This window comes from Syntrophotalea carbinolica DSM 2380, from assembly GCF_000012885.1.
Lineage (GTDB): Bacteria > Desulfobacterota > Desulfuromonadia > Desulfuromonadales > Syntrophotaleaceae > Syntrophotalea > Syntrophotalea carbinolica.
In genome coordinates this window covers 1448867-1465573 of the sequence record NC_007498.2, presented here as the reverse complement: position 1 = coordinate 1465573, position 16707 = coordinate 1448867, and the positions used below count along the sequence as shown (strand labels likewise).

13 protein-coding genes are annotated in these 16707 nt (G+C 56.2%); 5 read left to right on the top strand and 8 right to left on the bottom strand.

Annotation, left to right across the window (positions count from 1 at the left end):
- Nucleotides 1-522: 522 nt before the first annotated feature.
- The 5 genes from PCAR_RS07065 (at nt 523) to PCAR_RS07045 (ending at nt 7023) form a co-directional block, all read left to right on the top strand.
- A complete protein-coding gene (locus PCAR_RS07065; protein WP_011340969.1) occupies nt 523-1863 on the top strand; it encodes an aldehyde dehydrogenase family protein in 1341 nt (446 codons plus the stop codon).
- Nucleotides 1864-2142: 279 nt separating this feature from the next.
- Nucleotides 2143-3075, top strand: coding sequence for a DMT family transporter (locus PCAR_RS07060; RefSeq protein WP_011340968.1), 933 nt, complete (start codon nt 2143-2145; stop codon nt 3073-3075).
- 211 nt (nt 3076-3286) lie between these two features.
- Nucleotides 3287-4507 carry a tryptophan synthase subunit beta gene (gene trpB, locus PCAR_RS07055; protein ID WP_011340967.1) on the top strand — a complete coding sequence of 407 codons (1221 nt, stop codon included), beginning with the start codon at nt 3287-3289 and terminating at the stop codon, nt 4505-4507.
- 216 nt (nt 4508-4723) lie between these two features.
- On the top strand, nt 4724-5278 hold the full coding sequence (locus PCAR_RS07050; RefSeq protein WP_011340966.1) for a helix-turn-helix domain-containing protein: 555 nt from the start codon (nt 4724-4726) through the stop codon (nt 5276-5278).
- Between the two features lie 71 nt (nt 5279-5349).
- The gene (locus PCAR_RS07045) at nt 5350-7023 is read left to right on the top strand and encodes an AMP-binding protein (protein ID WP_011340965.1); all 1674 of its coding nucleotides are present in this window, start codon (nt 5350-5352) and stop codon (nt 7021-7023) included.
- Between the two features lie 147 nt (nt 7024-7170).
- Here PCAR_RS07045 and PCAR_RS07040 read toward each other — a convergent pair whose 3' ends face one another.
- The 8 genes from PCAR_RS07040 to PCAR_RS07005 all read right to left on the bottom strand — a co-directional run bounded on the left by PCAR_RS07040 (nt 7171) and on the right by PCAR_RS07005 (nt 16705).
- Nucleotides 7171-8874: a fatty acid CoA ligase family protein gene (locus PCAR_RS07040; RefSeq protein WP_041531295.1), complete on the bottom strand. Its 1704-nt coding sequence runs from the start codon at nt 8872-8874 to the stop codon at nt 7171-7173.
- A gap of 87 nt (nt 8875-8961) precedes the next feature.
- The gene (locus tag PCAR_RS07035; RefSeq protein ID WP_011340963.1) at nt 8962-9873 is read right to left on the bottom strand and encodes a thiamine pyrophosphate-dependent enzyme; all 912 of its coding nucleotides are present in this window, start codon (nt 9871-9873) and stop codon (nt 8962-8964) included.
- Nucleotides 9870-11099: a pyruvate synthase gene (locus tag PCAR_RS07030; RefSeq protein WP_011340962.1), complete on the bottom strand. Its 1230-nt coding sequence runs from the start codon at nt 11097-11099 to the stop codon at nt 9870-9872. Before PCAR_RS07030 ends, PCAR_RS07035 begins: the two co-directional genes overlap by 4 nt.
- Complete coding sequence (locus PCAR_RS17760; RefSeq protein WP_011340961.1) at nt 11074-12006, bottom strand: 2-oxoacid:acceptor oxidoreductase family protein; 933 nt, start codon at nt 12004-12006, stop codon at nt 11074-11076. The genes PCAR_RS07030 and PCAR_RS17760 overlap by 26 nt, the downstream gene beginning before the upstream one ends.
- A 216-nt stretch (nt 12007-12222) precedes the next feature.
- Nucleotides 12223-13335 carry a Glu/Leu/Phe/Val family dehydrogenase gene (locus PCAR_RS07020; RefSeq protein WP_011340960.1) on the bottom strand — a complete coding sequence of 371 codons (1113 nt, stop codon included), beginning with the start codon at nt 13333-13335 and terminating at the stop codon, nt 12223-12225.
- 237 nt (nt 13336-13572) lie between these two features.
- Nucleotides 13573-15093: an apolipoprotein N-acyltransferase gene (gene lnt / locus PCAR_RS07015; RefSeq protein ID WP_011340959.1), complete on the bottom strand. Its 1521-nt coding sequence runs from the start codon at nt 15091-15093 to the stop codon at nt 13573-13575.
- Nucleotides 15090-15947, bottom strand: a complete 858-nt coding sequence (locus tag PCAR_RS07010) for a hemolysin family protein (RefSeq protein ID WP_011340958.1) — start codon at nt 15945-15947, stop codon at nt 15090-15092. The genes lnt and PCAR_RS07010 overlap by 4 nt, the downstream gene beginning before the upstream one ends.
- Before the next feature lie 50 nt (nt 15948-15997).
- Nucleotides 15998-16705, bottom strand: coding sequence for a diacylglycerol kinase (locus PCAR_RS07005; protein ID WP_011340957.1), 708 nt, complete (start codon nt 16703-16705; stop codon nt 15998-16000).
- Between the last annotated feature and the right edge of the window lie 2 nt (nt 16706-16707).

Below are 16707 nucleotides of genomic sequence, written 5' to 3'. Positions count from 1 at the left end.
ACACACCCACTGTTCATTAGCACAGTCATACGCGAAATCGGCAACTTAACACCAAATTGCTGAAGAATTAACAACACAGAATACAGGGATGACGATGGATATTATTCGACCAAAAAAATTAAAAATCTACTATTTTCATAATCGTTGTATACGATTTTTTGCACTCATATAAAAACGAGACAACCCCAAAACCTTTTAAACGCGGTAATCAACCATTGTTTTACCCTTGTTTTACGGGGTATTGCGTGTGTTTCAATGAATGCTCCAAGTTTCGCTTTAAGGTATTTTTTCACCTTTTTGTCTTGACTTTAAAGCCGTTTCTTCCTAGAAGGTTGCATTCGATAAAGATTGACATTGCCTTTTTGAATTTCGTGAGTAATCGGTATTGGTCGGGAGATACGGACTCACTGCGCCACACTTTATCCAAGGATTTATCATGAGTGGACAGTCAGCCCAATCTGCCCGGCTGCAGTTAAGATGCCTGTTTCAGGTAGTCATTCCAACACATCTAGGAGGAACACAATGGACGCAAAGCAAGTCATTGACCAGATGGTAGAAAAAGCTCAGGTCGCTCTGGAGGAGATGAAAAAGCTCAACCAGGAACAGACCGACGCTATCTGCAAAGCCATTGCCGAAGTCATCGAAGCCAATAAAGAAGACCTGGCCAAAGATGCCGTTGAAGAAACCCGCCTCGGTAAATACGAAGACAAGGTCATCAAGAACCATTTCGGTTCCACCGTGATCTGGGAAGACATGAAGGACGTCAAGACCGTTGGTGTCGTCAAGGACGAAAACGACATCATCGAGATCGCCGAGCCTTACGGCATCGTTGCTGGTGTTACTCCGACCACCAACCCCACTTCGACCGTATCCTTCAAGATCCTCTCCGCTCTTAAAGGCCGTAACGTTATCATCCTCGGCTTCCACCCCCGCGCCCAGAAGTGCTGCGCCAAGACCGCCGAAATGGCTCTCAAAGCCGCTATGGCTGCCGGTGCTCCCAAGGACTGCATCCAGTACATTGCCGAGCCTTCCATCGAAGCTACCAACGCTCTGATGACCAACCCCGGCGTAGCCGTTATCCTGGCTACCGGTGGCGGCGCCATGGTTAAAGCCGCTTACAGCTCCGGCAATCCCGCTTTCGGCGTTGGCGCCGGCGGCTGCCCTGTATATGTTGCCGCCGATGCTGACATCGACCAGGCTATGGCTGACACTCTGCTGTCCAAAAACTTCGACCACGGCGTGGTCTGCGCTTCCGAGCAGAACCTGATTTTCGACAACGCCGAAACCGCTGAAAAAGCCATTGCTAAACTGAAGGAACTCGGCGCTTACATCTGTAATGATGAAGAAAAAGCCAAGCTGGAAAAACTCTACTTCGGCGACTGCTACGTTGTTTCCGGCAAGGTCGTTGGCCAGCCTCCTTACAAAATCGCCGAAATGGCCGGTTTCTCCGTACCCGAGAGCACCGAAGCTCTGATCGTCGGCCCCCTCAAAGGCACCCAGGACGAAGAGCCCATGAGCCGCGAAAAACTCAGCCCCTCTCTCGGCTACATGATCGTCGACGGTAAAGACGCAGCCATCGAGCGTTGCGCCGAACTGCTCAAAAAAGGCGGCAAAGGCCACACCGCTGGTATCCACTCTGCCGACGACGCTCTTTGCATCGAGTTCGCCAGCCGTGTCGATGCCAACCGCGTTACCTTCAACTCGCCCACCAGCCACGGCGCCATCGGCGGTCTGTTCAACGTCATGATCCCGTCGCTGACCCTCGGTTGCGGCCCTCAGGGTAACAACATCACCTCGGACAACGTCAGCTTCCGCAACCTGGTCAACATCAAGCGCGCTGCCCGCCGTGTTGTACAGGGCTAAGTTGCACCAGAAACTTACCAGGGAATTAACCAACCATACCTAATCCTCCGGTAAGCAAGCCCCCCGCGCAAGCGGGGGGCTTTTTTCATGCACGCATCATTGAATGTTGGTCTTCCTTGACCCTTGCATTCTCCGCATGCTCTGGGATAACCGATCGACTTAGAGTCTGTCGATATTCAGCATCGATATAACGCTCCGGCCTGGGCTAAAAGAATACCCCCTTGCAGGATGCAGGCTCTTCATCCAAAATAGGCAAGCCCCCTGCCATGGAGACATGAATTGAAGGATCACCCCCTGTCCAGCATCCCGCTCTTGGCCATCATTGCCTGTCTGTTATGGTCGACGGCCTTCGTCGGTGTTAAAACCGGCTTGCAGTACTGCGGTCCGCTGGCCTTCGCCGGATCACGTTTTGTGCTTTCCGGTCTGCTCCTCGTCCCTCTGTGGTGGTCCCGGCGCCCCCGCCCGGCGACCGTTTTAGGTAACGGCGGGTTAATTCTCAAGGTCGCTTTTTTCCAGACCTTCGCCCTGTACGGACTCTTTTACTTGGGCTTGACCCTGGTTCCCGGTGCCCTGGCTGCCATGGTCATCGGCGCGTCACCACTGGTTTCGGCGGTTTTGGCACACTATCTTATGCCTGGGGACCGCATGACGCCGATCAAAACCGTCAGTCTCCTGCTGGGACTCATCGGGATAGCCATATTAAGCTTAAGCCGTCAACCCTGGACATCCCCCGCCGGCTTGTCGGAACTGATCGGCATCGGTGTTTTGCTGTTGGCCAATGCTGCCGGTGCCCTGGGAAACATTTTCGTCTCCCGCCACGGAAGCGCTCTGGAACCGGTATTTTTAAACTCCGCACAAATCTTTATCGGCGGACTCGGTCTCTGGCTACTCTCCATACCCTTCGAAGAACCCATATCCTTGACCAATCCGCCGTCCTTCTGGGCGGCACTCATATGGTTATCGTTTCTCTCGGCGTCGGCCTTTTCCATCTGGTTCAAGCTGCTGCGTAAACCTTCCGTCAAGGTATCGGAACTCAATCTCTGGAAATTCCTGATCCCCGTCTGCGGCGCCATCCTTAGCTGGATACTCCTGCCGGAGGAATATCCTACCGTCTGGTCCCTGGGAGGAATGGGATGTATCTCCATTGCCATTATTATCTACAACCTCCCCGCTTTGCTGAATCCCGCTGCCGGCCTTCCCGACAGACGCTAGTTTTTCACCACTACGGAGACAATTTGCGATTGAATTTTACTCCGGCTTTCGATAGGTTTCAGAGAAACTGTTTCATTCCGCACAGGACAAGTTTTATGAAATAGCCATTGTATCTGTGTCATGATTCCATGCACGGACAATGACATCTTCGACCGGGAGGCTCCGTATAAAATCGGAGCGGATTATTCATCTTTATTTTATGGAGTGCAACATGAGCCGTACCTTAAACGATATTCCTCTGCCGGACAGCAAAGGTTACTTTGGCGAATATGGCGGCAGCTACATCCCCGAAGTCCTGCAAAAGGTCATGGATGAAATCACCGAGGCCTATCTCCAGATCAAGCAGGATAAATCCTTTCAGGAAGAACTTCAGTCCCTCTATCGCCATTATGTCGGCCGGCCCAGTGCCCTTTTTCATGCGCGGAACCTCTCCAAAAAAATCGGCGGAGCCCAGATTTACCTGAAACGGGAAGATCTCAATCACACCGGCGCTCACAAAATCAACCATTGCCTCGGCGAAGCCCTGCTGGCCAAACGCATGGGCAAGGAAATCCTCATCGCCGAAACCGGCGCAGGCCAACACGGTGTCGCTCTGGCGACGGCGGCGGCCCTGGTCGGTCTCGAATGCCATATTTACATGGGCGAGGTGGACATCGCCAAAGAGCACCCCAACGTCACCCGTATGAAAATCCTTGGCGCCAAAGTTATCCCGGTCACGCGCGGTACCCGGACCCTCAAGGATGCCGTCGACGCCGCATTCGAAGCCTACCTTGAAGATCCGATACGCCAGATCTACGCTATCGGATCCGTGGTCGGCCCCCACCCGTTTCCGATGATGGTGCGTGATTTTCAGCAGATCGTCGGCACCGAAGCGAGACAACAGTTTCTTGAAATGACCGGCCGTCTGCCAGACAACCTGGTGGCCTGCGTCGGAGGCGGCTCTAACGCCATCGGCATATTTACCGCGTTCCTCAATGATGAGAGCGTGTCCATTTACGGTGTCGAACCCTCCGGCCGAGGGTTGACCGGCGGCGATCACGCAGCCACCCTGTCCCTGGGCAAGCCGGGCATCATGCACGGTTTCCGATCCTACATGCTGCAAGATGAAAACGGGATGCCACTGCCTGTCTACTCCGTGGCCAGCGGCCTTGACTACCCCGGGGTCGGACCCCAACATAGCCTGCTCAAGGATCTTAATCGGGTCAACTACGTCACTGCAGGCGACAAAGATACCATCGACGCCTTTTTCGAATTGTCTCGAGTGGAAGGTATTATCCCGGCGCTGGAAAGCTGCCACGCCGTAGCTTACGCCATGGAACTTGCAGCGACCCTATCCGCGGAAGACACTATTTTGGTCAATCTGTCCGGGCGCGGCGACAAGGACCTCGACTTTGTCATGGAAAATTACGGAAAGGATTACGGCTGCGAATAGTTTTTACCCCGGACAAAGGTTCCAATTTTCAAAAACGGGCCGGCTTTACCCATGCATGCCATCGAGTAAAAATGGCCCGTTTCTTTTTAGCGAATAAAAGCCAATTAACTCTTTCCTTTAGACTTTATTCCCCCTATCATAACAAGGGCTTATGCGCCCGAGACAATCTATCCCCAACCCCTTACTCACACCCCATCAACCGGAAGGGAGCCGAGCATGCAGCAGAAAATCCGCGAAATCGCTTCCCGCGTACGTGAATTGCGCGAACTGTCCGAGATATCCGTAGAGCAGATGGCGGATAGTCTCAACCTTCCCATTCTCACCTACCAACGCTACGAAAACGGCAGTGAGGATATCCCCGCCAGCATCCTGTATAAAATCGCCACCGACCTGAAAGTCGACATGGGCCTGCTTTTGACGGGCGACATGCCGCGCATGCACATCTTCACCGTAACCCGCAAAGACAAAGGGGTCGCGGTGGAGCGTCGCAAACAGTACAGCTACCAGAATCTCGCGGCCAATTTTATTCATAAAAAAGCCGAACCTTTTCTGGTCAGCGTCGATCCGCGGCCGCAGGGCGATGCTCCACAGCGAAACGCCCACCCCGGTCAGGAATTCAATTTCCTTTTGGAGGGCCGGCTCAAAATCTATATTCACAACAATGAAATCGAACTCGAGGAAGGCGATTCCATCTATTTCGATGCCAACTACGAACATGCCATGGAGGCTCTCGATGGTCGCCCGGCAAAATTTCTGGCCATCATCCTGTGATTTGGATGCGGAGCCTTTTGCTTTGCGTCTCTACCGGCGTACCGCGCGCCATGCTGTTTTGAGGAGGAACCATGTCTTGTCTTCTGGACCGGTTCGTCAACCGGACCGAATTTAACTCCTACAAAGATTTCAAGTCCCATCTGAACATCAAGATTCCGGATAATTTCAACTTCGCCTACGATGTGGTCGACGTTTATGCCGCCGAGCAGCCGGAGAAGCGCGCGCTGGTATGGTGCGATGACCACGGCAACGACCGGACCTTCACCTTCGGCGACCTGAAGCACTACAGCGACAAAGCCGCCAACCTGTTCCGCAGCTACGGCATCAAAAAAGGCGACCATGTCATGCTGATCCTCAAAGGTCGCTACGAATTCTGGTTCTGCCTACTGGGGCTGCACAAGATCGGCGCCATCGCCACTCCGGCCACCCATATGCTCACCTCCAAGGATATCAAGTACCGCGTGGAGGTCGCTTCCATCCCCATGATCGTGAGTGTGGCCGACGACGGGCTTGTCGAGCATATCGAGGAAGGCCAACGTCAGACCGGCGACAGAATCCGGCACAAGCTGATACTGGGGGAACCGCGGGACGGATGGCTTGATTTCAAGAGCGAACTGGAAAAGGCTTCTGCGGACTTCGTGCGTCCGGAAGGAAATGAAAACACCTGCAACGACGATACCTGCCTGGCCTATTTTTCCTCCGGCACCACCGGCTATCCCAAACTGATCCACCACGACATGATCTATCCCCTGGGACATATCCTTACCGCCAAATACTGGCAGAACAACATGGATGACGGCCTGCATTACACGGTGGCCGACACGGGCTGGGCCAAGGTGGTGTGGGGCAAGATCTACGGCCAATGGCTGTGCGGCAGCGCCGTGTTCGTCTATGACTACGATAAATTCAACGCCGCATCGATGGCGGCCATGGCGGCCCGCTACGGCGTGACCACCTTCTGCGCACCGCCGACCATCTACCGTTTCCTCATCAAGGAAGATCTCTCCCAGTACGATTTTTCCGGGCTGAAATATTGCGTCGTGGCGGGCGAGCCCCTGAACCCTGAAGTGTACGAACGGTTCCTTAAATACACCGGACTCAAACTCATGGAGGCCTACGGGCAGACCGAACTGGTGGTCACCATCGCCACCTGGCCCTGGATGGAACCCAAACCTGGTTCCATGGGCAAACCTTGCCCGCTTTACGATATCGATCTGCTCAACGCCGAAGGGCGCCCCTGCGACGTAGGTGAAGAAGGCGAAATCGTCATCAACACCAAGTCCGGACGGCCTCTTGGCCTGTTTCCCGGTTACTTCCGCGATGAAGACAAAACTGCCGAGGTCTGGTACGACGGTTACTATCACACCGGTGATATGGCCTGGCGGGACGAAGATGGTTATTACTGGTTCGTCGGCCGTGCCGACGATGTCATCAAAAGCAGCGGCTACCGCATCGGACCGTTCGAAGTCGAAAGTGCTCTCATGGAACACCCGGCGGTTATGGAATGCGCCATTACCGGCGTGCCGGATCCGGACCGTGGCCAGGTGGTCAAGGCGACCATCGTGCTGACCAAAGATTTTACAGCCGATGATACGCTAAAGGAAAAACTGCAGAATCACGTTAAAAATGTCACAGCGCCTTACAAATATCCACGCATCATCGAATTCGTGCCGGAGTTGCCCAAAACCATCAGCGGCAAAATCCGCAGGGTCGAAATCCGTGAAAAGGACGATGACAGGATTTAAGGGTTCAGCAAGATTGTGATCGTTGAAACATAACACCTGACAATTTGTCGATTGTCCGATACAGTCTTGCCACCGCTAAAATCAGCAGGGGCCTTCGCCAAGCGAAGGCCCCCTGTCATAACACCCCTGCAACCTGCAGTGATCACCTCAATTCTTATCGCCTTTCAACCTTTGCAGCGACAATTCCCGCATTTGCGGCTTGTGCAGCTTGCCGCTGCCGGTTTTGGGAAATTCATCCACGATCCAGAGATACCGGGGCACCTTGAAATGGGCCAGACCGGCTTTGCAAAAATCCCTTAGCTCTTCCTCGTCGGCCTGCTGTCCGCTTTCAAGCCGCACCCAGGCCATGATCTGCTCCCCGTAGAATTCATCGGGCAAACCGAATACCGCCACCTCGGCCACCTTGGGATGCTGAAGCAGATGTTGTTCGATCTGCCAGGGACAGATGTTTTCGCCGCCGCGAATGATGATTTCCTTGCGCCGTCCGGTGATCTTCACATAACCGTCGCCATCCATGGTACCGAGATCGCCGGAGTGCAACCAGCCATCGGCATCGATGCCCAGGGCCGTGGCCTCGGGATCGCCATAATATCCCTTGGCGACATGATACCCGCGAAAGCAGACCTCACCGACTTCGCCCATGGCGACGGTGGCTCCGCTGTCGGGATCGATGAGCTTGACCTCCTGGTGTGGCAGATTTCGACCGACCGTTTCCAAACGGATCGGCAAAGGATCTTCCGGCGCCGTCAAATGGGTTAAAGGCGAGGCTTCGGTCATACCGTAGCCGATAAGGATTTCGGGGCAATGCAGCTCGTCCATGACCCGTCGTACCAGCGCCGGCGGACACGGTGCGCCCCCCATAATGCCGGTGCGTAAACTGGTCAGATCGAAGCTGTCACGCTGTGGATGCTCCACCTGCGACAGAAACATGGTCGGCACACCGTAAAGGGTTGTGCAAGCTTCGGCCTCGATCGCCTGCAAGGTCGCCAGGGGATCGAAATACTCCTGGGGCAACACCACACATGCCCCGACCGCCATGCAGACCAGATTGGCCAGTACCATGCCGAAACAGTGATAGAAAGGCACCGGGGCGCACAGTCTGTCCGTTTCGGTAAAAGCCATGCGCCGGGCGGTAAACCAGGCGTTGTTGAGGATGTTATGGTGGGAAAGAACGGCGGTTTTCGGTGATCCCATGGAACCGGAGGTATACAGCAGGGCAATGGTATCGTCCCGATCGAGGGCAGCGGTGGCGGCTTCGAGATCCTGCCGCGTCACGCCCTCCCCTGCCGCCAGCACCTCCTGCCAAACTGTCAGGCCCGGCAACACCTTACGGGTCGCTTCGGCATTTTGCGGATCGAAAAGAACCACCTGTCGCAGATGAGGGAATTCCGGATGGCTGAGTTCCGTTCCGCCCTCATGCAGCCCAGGAATGATACTGCCGAGTATCTCCACATAGTCGCTCGATCGGAAAGCCGGGATGAAGAAAACCCCGTGCACCTCCGAGTGTTGCAGAGCATAGGCGATTTCCTGCCGCCGGTAGCCGGGATTGATGGCTACCAGAGCAACCCCGATGCGCGCCGTGGCCAACTGCAGCAGCAACCATTCGATGCTGTTGGTCGCCCACACACCGATACGGTCGCCGCGCCCATACCCCATGCCGAGCAGCCCCCTCGCCAGACGGTCGGACGCTCCTGCAAGTTGGGCATAGGTCATCCGTTGTCCCTGATGGCGTGAAACGATGGCCTCTCTGTCAGCACAGTGTCTTGCGATCCGGTTAAAATGCTCCGGAATGGTTTCCCCTTTAAGGGGCTCCAGACCACCACAGTGGTAATAACTAGCTGCCTTGCCCATGCCATACCTCCCCATCCCGAAGGGTCCCGCCCCCTTAACTGAAGGCGGGAGATCATCCGTTTCGATGGTACGATCTGCCAAAACCGCTTAGTCGATATGCTCCCAGTAATCATCCACCTGCCGCTGCAGAGCGGTCAGTTTATCCGTATCCCGCACGGGAGCAAACAGATGTCGGAAACGCCCCTGCAACTGCAAATAGTCCGTCACCGGTTTCCGCCGTGCCGGGACCTGGGTATGCCGCACCTGCCCGTCGCTGTACTCCTTCAGAGGCCAGATACCGGTCTTTACTGCCAACTTGCCGAGTTCCACCATGCGTGCGGGTTCAAATCCCCACCCCGTGGGACAAGGGGCCAGGACCAGAAGCAGGCGCGGGCCGCTCAAGCTTAAGGCTTTTTTTAGCTTGCGCGCCAGATCGGCCGGTTCGGTACCGATGGCGGTGGCAACGTAGGCCGGTCGGTGGGCGCTCCAGATGGCGAACAGGTCCTTTTTAATCCCCGCGTAACCGTCGACCCGGCTGGTGGCCGTGCGGGCTCCTGCCGGCGTTGCCGCCGAATACTGGTGTCCGGTATTCCCATAGCCTTCGTTATCGTAACAGATATAGAGAAAATCAAGTCCGCGATCGATGGCTGCCGAGGTGGCGGAAAGCCCCATGCCGTAAGCCGATCCGTCTCCGGTCAACACCACCGGCAATTGATCCTGTTCCGGTTGAATGCGCCCTTTGGCAAGCAGCACATCGAGCGCATCCCTGACCCCCTGGGCACCGGCGGGTGCGCAGGCCATGGCCGTGTACAGCCAGGAGCCGGGAAAAGGCGTAAAAGGATAGATAGACAGCAGGGTCATGCAGCCGGCAGCATTGACAAACACGGTCTTGTCCCCCACCAGATCGTAAATCTGATGCAAGGCCTGCAACCCGCCACACCCCGCGCACATGGGAGTACCGGCACCCAACAGTCCCTGCCGAGTGGCTTTCCCGGTTCCGGCACAATCCTGCTCGCTCATGATTCCCCCTCTTCTGATCCGGCAATGCGCTGCAATCCCCGAACAGTCTGCATTTCCTGATCGGTAAACAACAAACGCGGAGGCGGAGCCTGGCCTGTTTCCACGGCCTGGCGCACCTGCTCGGCCATGGCATAAAATTCACCCGCCGTGATATCGCGTCCGCCCAATCCGCCGATAAAACTCGCTAAAATCGGACGCCGTGGCACAGGGTAAAGCGCCGCCGCCAGTTCGGTGTAGAGAATGCCTCCAAGCCCGGTGCTGAGGTTCTGATCGATAACCGCCACTCCCGCCCGTCCCGATAGCAAGCGGACAAATTCCCGCGCTGGAAACGGACGTAACAGTCGCGGCCGCAACAGTCCGACTTTCTGACCGGCATCGCGCAGGCGATCGACGGCCTCGCGGGCCTTGGTGGCAAAGGATCCGATCATGACGAACAGGATCTCGGCGTCCTCGCAGCGATAATCCTCGATCGCCTTGAAACCACGATCGAAATGATTACTGAAGGCCTCACTGAGTTCGTCGAAAACTTCCCCGGCTTCGACCGCCGCCAGGTGAGTCTGATAACGGAAATAGGAATAAGGACCGCCGCCCAGCACCGCCACCGCCTGGCTGACCGGCTCCCCGCCGCGAAATCTGTTACTGCCGGCATCGAAAGCCGGCAAAAAGGCCCGCACCTGTTCGCGCGAGGGAAGGATCACCGGTTCGCGGGTAAAGGAGAGATAAAAACCGTCCAGATTGACCAGCACCGGCAGCCGCACCCGTTTGTCCTCGGCCAGGCGATAAGCGAGCAGCACGCTATCGAGTACCTCCTGGCAGGTAGCGCAGTGTAATTGCAGAAAACCGCTGTCGCGCGCCGCCAGCACATCGTTATGATCCGGTTCCAGAGTGATGGGCGCCGACAGGCCCCGGGAAACATTGACCAGCACCAGCGGCACACGCCATCCGGCCACGTTATAAAGCATTTCCATGGCATACAGCAGCCCCTGACTGGAGGTGGCGGTGAACACCCTCACCCCCGTCGCCGCCGCCGCCCCTGCCGCGGTCACCATGGAATGTTCCGATTCGAGGGTCGTGAGCCGGGCATCGAGTTCCCCGCGATCGACCCATTCAGCCAGGGTTTCGATGATCTCGGTCTGGGGTGTAATGGGAAACACCGGCAGATAATCGACCTCGGCCAGCCGTGCCCCCCAGGCCGCGGCTTTATTTCCGGTCAGCAGCTTGCGCATCCTGCTCCTCCTTGGCCTGCGACTCGGGAATGACCTTTATCGCCTTAAAGGGGCACTGGGCAGCACATACCAGGCAGCCCTTGCAATGTTCATAATCGATGACCGGAAAGCCATCCTCTCCGACCCGAATCCCCCCTTCCGGACACCAGGCGCAGCATTGCAGGCAGCGACGACATTTTTCCTTATCAATGACCGGCCGCCGGGTACGCCACAGTCCGGTTTTGACCAGACAACTGGTGGTGCCGGCATGAATAACCGGCGCCGCAATATCGACCGCATCCCTGGACATATCGATCCATGCCGGAGGCTGCGTCTCGTTAACCGTCAGGGGCGGGCCGGACTGTACCTGCCCGTGATAATTTGCGACCGCCGCATAAGCTGTCATGACAGCCTGTTTATTGGACAACACCAGCTCGGGATCATGGGCCGCCAGTTCTTCCTCCACCGCCTGGGTCAAGGCCTCCTCGGACACCTCACCAAGCAAAGCTGCCGCTGCCCCGGCACAAAACGCCCCGGCGGGGATGCCACCGGGATGTTCTGCTATAGGCGACAGAACAATAATCCGTCCGACATGGGGAAACTGCTCCCGCCACCATGATTCCGGATGACCGGAGTAAATCAACACCACAGTCGCAGCGGTGATCCCCTCCAGAACCTGTGCAGGAGTAATCGCAAGCAGCGTTTCATCCGCCACGACCACCAGATCCGGCCGATGGATCACCCCACGCTCCTGTATGGGGATTGTATCGGCCCGCACATAGGCGAATATCGGCGCGCCGCGCCGCTCGGCACCATAACGAGGCGCGTCCTGCACCTCGAACCCCTCGATAAACAGAGCCGTGCCGAGGATGCGGCTGGCGGTCTTGATCCCCTGGCCACCACGACCATGAAAACGAATTCGGTACATGCCTGCCTCTTTCCCTGGTTTTGCGTTGCGCGAAAGGTGCGTTTTAAACCATCAACCCCTTTTACCGCGGAGTACGCTGAGAGCGCAGAGAAAAGCTGTGAGCAAAGACTTATTTAAGAAGGGACAACGGCCTCTAAACGTGAACCGCGCAGTATTGTCCATGATCGATTTCCTCCGCGTCCTCTGCGGACTCTGCGGTAAATTCCGTATTTTATCTCAAAAAATCGTCCAGCGCCGGGTCGCCATGGCTTTGTGCAATACCGTCAGGGCCATATCGGTGGCCACATCGCGTGGCAAACGGCCTTCTGTTTTTACCCTGCGCAACATTTCCTCGGTGTTGCTGCGAATTTTTTCCGCTACCACATCGAATACCAGACCCTTCCAGCCTCCGTGATACTCCAGGGCTCCGCAAATCACTCCCCCGGCATTGGCGATAAAATCTGGCAGGCATAAAACACCGCGTTCATGCAGGATTTTTTCCGCCCCCGGGGTCAAGGGGATGTTGGCGCCCTGAGCGACCAGCCGGGTACGCATACGATCAACATTGGCTTCCGTGACGACATCGGGCCTGGCGGCCGGAATCCAGACCTCGCATTCCAGGCCGATGACCGCATCCCGGTCGAGTTTCTGGCCGTCAGCATAATCGACAACACTCTTGCCGGCTTGTTTTAGCGCCATCAATGCATCGACGTCGATCCCTTCCGGATGATAAAGGGTCCCCTTGGAATCGGCCGCTCCAACCAGCACCGCACCCAGTTCGCCAAGGAAACGCGCAGCATGTTGTCCCACGGCGCCAAACCCTTGAACGACAACCCTTGCACCGGACAAAGAGAATCCTGCGGCAGGAGCGGCAATTTCCACAGCATGGCGCACTCCCCAACCGGTGGCACCGATTTTATCCAGAGGTATACCGCCGATGGCTTCAGGTAAACCAACGGCCCGGTCGATCTCGTCCTTGACCCAGGCCATACAGGTTTCGTCGGTGCCCATGTCGGGACCGAAAATATAATCGTGGCAATGGCGCAGGGCACAGGCCATAGCTCGGATCAGTTGTTCCTTTTCCGCAAGCGGCATCTTCGGATCACCGTAAAGAACCGATTTGCCGCCACCGTGAGCTAGCCCCGATACTGCGTTTTTCAACGTCATGGCCCGTGCCAGCCGGAAACACTCGTCGGTACTGACATCCGGTGCCATGCGCAAACCGCCGATGGCCGGTCCGATAGAAACATTATCAACCACCAGCACTGCCTTCAGGCCGATTGTCGGTTCGTAAATGTGGATAATTTTGGTAGGTCCCAGATCATCAGCATAGGAAAAGGCATCCAGCATGGGCTTAACCTCCTTCCTCGATCGAAAAGATCAAGCTGAAAGGTGTGTCCTACAACCATGAAGCCGACCAGCCCGTTGAAGAAGGTTGAAACCGGCCGAACTCCAGGATGAGCGATATCAGGTCAGGCCCTGTCGAACCTGCCCTTAATCAACTCTATTTTAATTTTCGCCGTTATGGGGAGATTGTCAAACGGAAGGATGGAGTGATTGGTAACTGGAATAATACTCTCGAACCTTTTACTTTCTATCTCGTCGCCAGGCCAGAAACAACCACACCAGACTGACAAATCCGCAAGCTGCCGGGAAGACATCGCCGAGTCGATTGTAAACCGTGGGCGCGGCGCCCAGACCGACCATGCCGCTCAAGGCTGTCCGTTCAAATAAAGGGGTCCGGGAGGTAATCCGGCCGGAAGGTGCTATCAATGCGGAAATGCCGGTATTGGCCGCCCGCGCCAGCCAGATGCGGTTTTCCACAGCCCGGAAACGGGTCATGGCCAGATGTTGATAAGGAGCGGAGGAACGACCGAACCAGGCGTCGTTGGTAATATTCACCAGCAGATCGCTGCCGCGGCGCACATAATCGCGTGCCAGTTCGGGAAAAATCCCCTCGAAACAGACCAGCACGCCGATTTTATGCCCGTTCATCGGCAGCGGACTGACGCTGCCGGGGCTGAAATCTCCAATGCCTACAACAAGTTTGTCGATGAAAGGCAAAAAAGTCTTCAGCGGCACATATTCGCCAAAAGGCACCAGATGTACCTTATCGCTGCGTCCCAGGTCCTCCCCCTCGGGAGAGAGCAGAAAAGCACTGTTGAGATAGTGACGCTGCCGGTTGATATCCTCAAAAGCCGGACTACCGAACAACAACCAGGCCTTGCTGCCGGCGGCGACCTGTCGCACCTGTTCGGAAAGGACACCGGGCTGCTGGTAGAAAAACGGCACGGCGCTTTCCGGCCAGACAATCAGTTCCGCGGACTGCTCCTGATGCTGCAGGGACAACCGTTTATAAATGTCAATGGTACGCCACTGAAATGCGGGATTCCACTTCAGGGATTGGTCGATATTGCCCTGCGCCAGAACGGTTGCCAGCGTTTCCTGACGGTGGTCGGGATGATGTGCCAGCCGATAATTACCGTAAACGTAGAAACCGCCTGCCAGTGCTAAAGTAAGAGTCACCGCCAGATAGGGAAAAGGCCTCGATGCGCGTCGGCAAACAAACTGTATCAACAGCGCCAGCGTGGCATTGGACAGGATCAGCAGATAGCTCAGACCGTAGGGACCGAACAGATCGGCGGACTGAATCAGGGGCAAAAGACTCTGCTGGGAATACCCCAGAGTTGCCCAGGGAAACCCCGTAAGCAGGAAGGAGCGCAAAAACTCGAGAGCAACCCATAATATCGGCAGGGTCAGGGCCAGAGAAAGCCCCAGGCGTTGCTCAAAACGCTTGGCCGCCCAGATGGCAGCCCCGAAAAACGACGCCAGATAGCCGATCAGCAGAAGATAGGCCACACCCGAAAGAACCGGAGGAAGCTGACCGTAACTGGTCATGACAATATTCAGCCAATACAGTACCGGACCGAAAAAACCGACGCCCGCGGCAACCCCGCAGGCAAACGGCCGCCTGGAGCAGACCAACAACAAAGGCACCAGGCCCAACCAGGCCATGGCAGCGATATCGGGCCGCGGAAACGATAGCGCCAGCAATACCCCGGAGAGAAAAGCCCAAAGCAGCTCGGTATCCGGCAGGCGCAGCTTCATGGGGCAGGTTCTTCAGGGGAGGAATCCCGACGGACCCGTACCGTATGAATTTTACGGTCATCGCACTTTTCCACGGTCATCAAGAGCCCCTGGTTGCGCAGCTCCTCCCCTTTGAGGGGTACGCGGCCAAGCAGGTGAAACAGCCATCCGCCAACCGTATCGAACCGCTCCCGTGGCAGAGTGACGTCAAAATAATCCTCGAACTCATCGATATTCAGCCGGCAATCGACCAGCAGGCTACCGTCCTCCTGGGGTTGCAGCCACTCTTCTTCCAGATCGTATTCATCCTGAATATCGCCGACGATCTCTTCGATAAGATCTTCGATGGTAATCAATCCGGAGGTACCGCCATACTCGTCGATGGCAATCGCCATATGCATTCGGCGGCTGCGAAATTCTTTGAACAGCTCCTCGATCTTCTTGGTTTCGGGAACAAAATACGGCTCACGCATAATGCTGCCCAGATCAATTTGCTCCAGCGGTTTACCCCAGTGCTTCAACAGGTCCTTGGCATAGACCAGACCGACGATCCGATCGGTGGTTCCCTTGTAGAGGGGAATACGGGAATGACCCGAATCGATAATGCCATGCAGCACCGCCTCGACCGTGTCATCGATACTGCAACAGAGCATATCGGTCCGGGGCACCATGATTTCGCGAACGATGGTTTCGCCGAACTCGAAGATGGAGTGCAGCATTTCGCCTTCTTCTTCGTTGATGATGCCTTCCTCCTCGGAGGCATCGATCACCGCCTGCAGTTCCTCTTCGCTTCGTACGCGCCGCCGACCGGGCAGCAACGCTTCGCTGAAGCGGCGCCAGAAAACGGTTTTGTTTCCCGAACTGTCGTCGTCCAATGCCGACCTCCACCTGAAAAATTAACGGCGTCCCGCCGAATGCCGAAGGCTCACCCGAAACACAGAAACAGCGCCCAGGTCACCCCGGCACCGAGCAGCGCGCCTGCCAGCACCTCATGCAGGCTGTGAATGCCCATATAAACACGGCTGTGACCGATCATGACCGCCAGCGCCAGAACCAGCAGCGTCACCACCGATCCGACCGCAGCCAGTGCCACCGAAGTCGCCACCGAAAAAGCAAACGCGGCGTGGCCGCTGGGCATGCCACCTTCCAAGGGGGTGCCACGTCCCGCCCAGGCTTTAAGCAGGACCACCAGCAAGATGACGGTCAAAAGGCTGAGGATTGCCAGTTCGCCCGGCGGCGCTCCGGTTAGAAGAAAATCGTTCCCGTCACCTGCCGAACGGAAAACGTACCCGGCAAGAATCAGGTAGCCCATGATCGCTGCACCGACACTTACCAGCAGTACGGCACCCGCCGCAACGTCCTTGACCCGCCGCGCCAGGGGATGAAAATCCGGTGAAACCAGATCCACCAAAGCCTCGCAGGCCGTGTTGATCAGTTCGGCAAACAGAACCAGAACCACACCGAACACCAGAAGAATGAATTCCAGCGCGGAAACCTTGAAAATAAGTCCCGCCAGAACCACCCCCACCGCTATGATGCAATGATAGCGCATATGCCGCTGGGTGCGCACCGCCCACAGAAAACCCTCAATGGCACAGTTAAAACTGAAATGGATGTTTTTTTCCGGTTTCATGC

Coding starts and splice junctions, on each gene's coding strand:
- PCAR_RS07065 (WP_011340969.1), top strand. CDS start 523: ATGGACGCAAAGCAAGTCATTGACCAGATGGTAGAAAAAGCTCAGGTC.
- trpB (WP_011340967.1), top strand. CDS start 3,287: ATGAGCCGTACCTTAAACGATATTCCTCTGCCGGACAGCAAAGGTTAC.
- PCAR_RS07050 (WP_011340966.1), top strand. CDS start 4,724: ATGCAGCAGAAAATCCGCGAAATCGCTTCCCGCGTACGTGAATTGCGC.
- PCAR_RS07045 (WP_011340965.1), top strand. CDS start 5,350: ATGTCTTGTCTTCTGGACCGGTTCGTCAACCGGACCGAATTTAACTCC.
- PCAR_RS07040 (WP_041531295.1), bottom strand. CDS start 8,874: ATGGGCAAGGCAGCTAGTTATTACCACTGTGGTGGTCTGGAGCCCCTT.
- PCAR_RS07035 (WP_011340963.1), bottom strand. CDS start 9,873: ATGAGCGAGCAGGATTGTGCCGGAACCGGGAAAGCCACTCGGCAGGGA.
- PCAR_RS07030 (WP_011340962.1), bottom strand. CDS start 11,099: ATGCGCAAGCTGCTGACCGGAAATAAAGCCGCGGCCTGGGGGGCACGG.
- PCAR_RS17760 (WP_011340961.1), bottom strand. CDS start 12,006: ATGTACCGAATTCGTTTTCATGGTCGTGGTGGCCAGGGGATCAAGACC.
- PCAR_RS07020 (WP_011340960.1), bottom strand. CDS start 13,335: ATGCTGGATGCCTTTTCCTATGCTGATGATCTGGGACCTACCAAAATT.
- lnt (WP_011340959.1), bottom strand. CDS start 15,093: ATGAAGCTGCGCCTGCCGGATACCGAGCTGCTTTGGGCTTTTCTCTCC.
- PCAR_RS07005 (WP_011340957.1), bottom strand. CDS start 16,705: ATGAAACCGGAAAAAAACATCCATTTCAGTTTTAACTGTGCCATTGAG.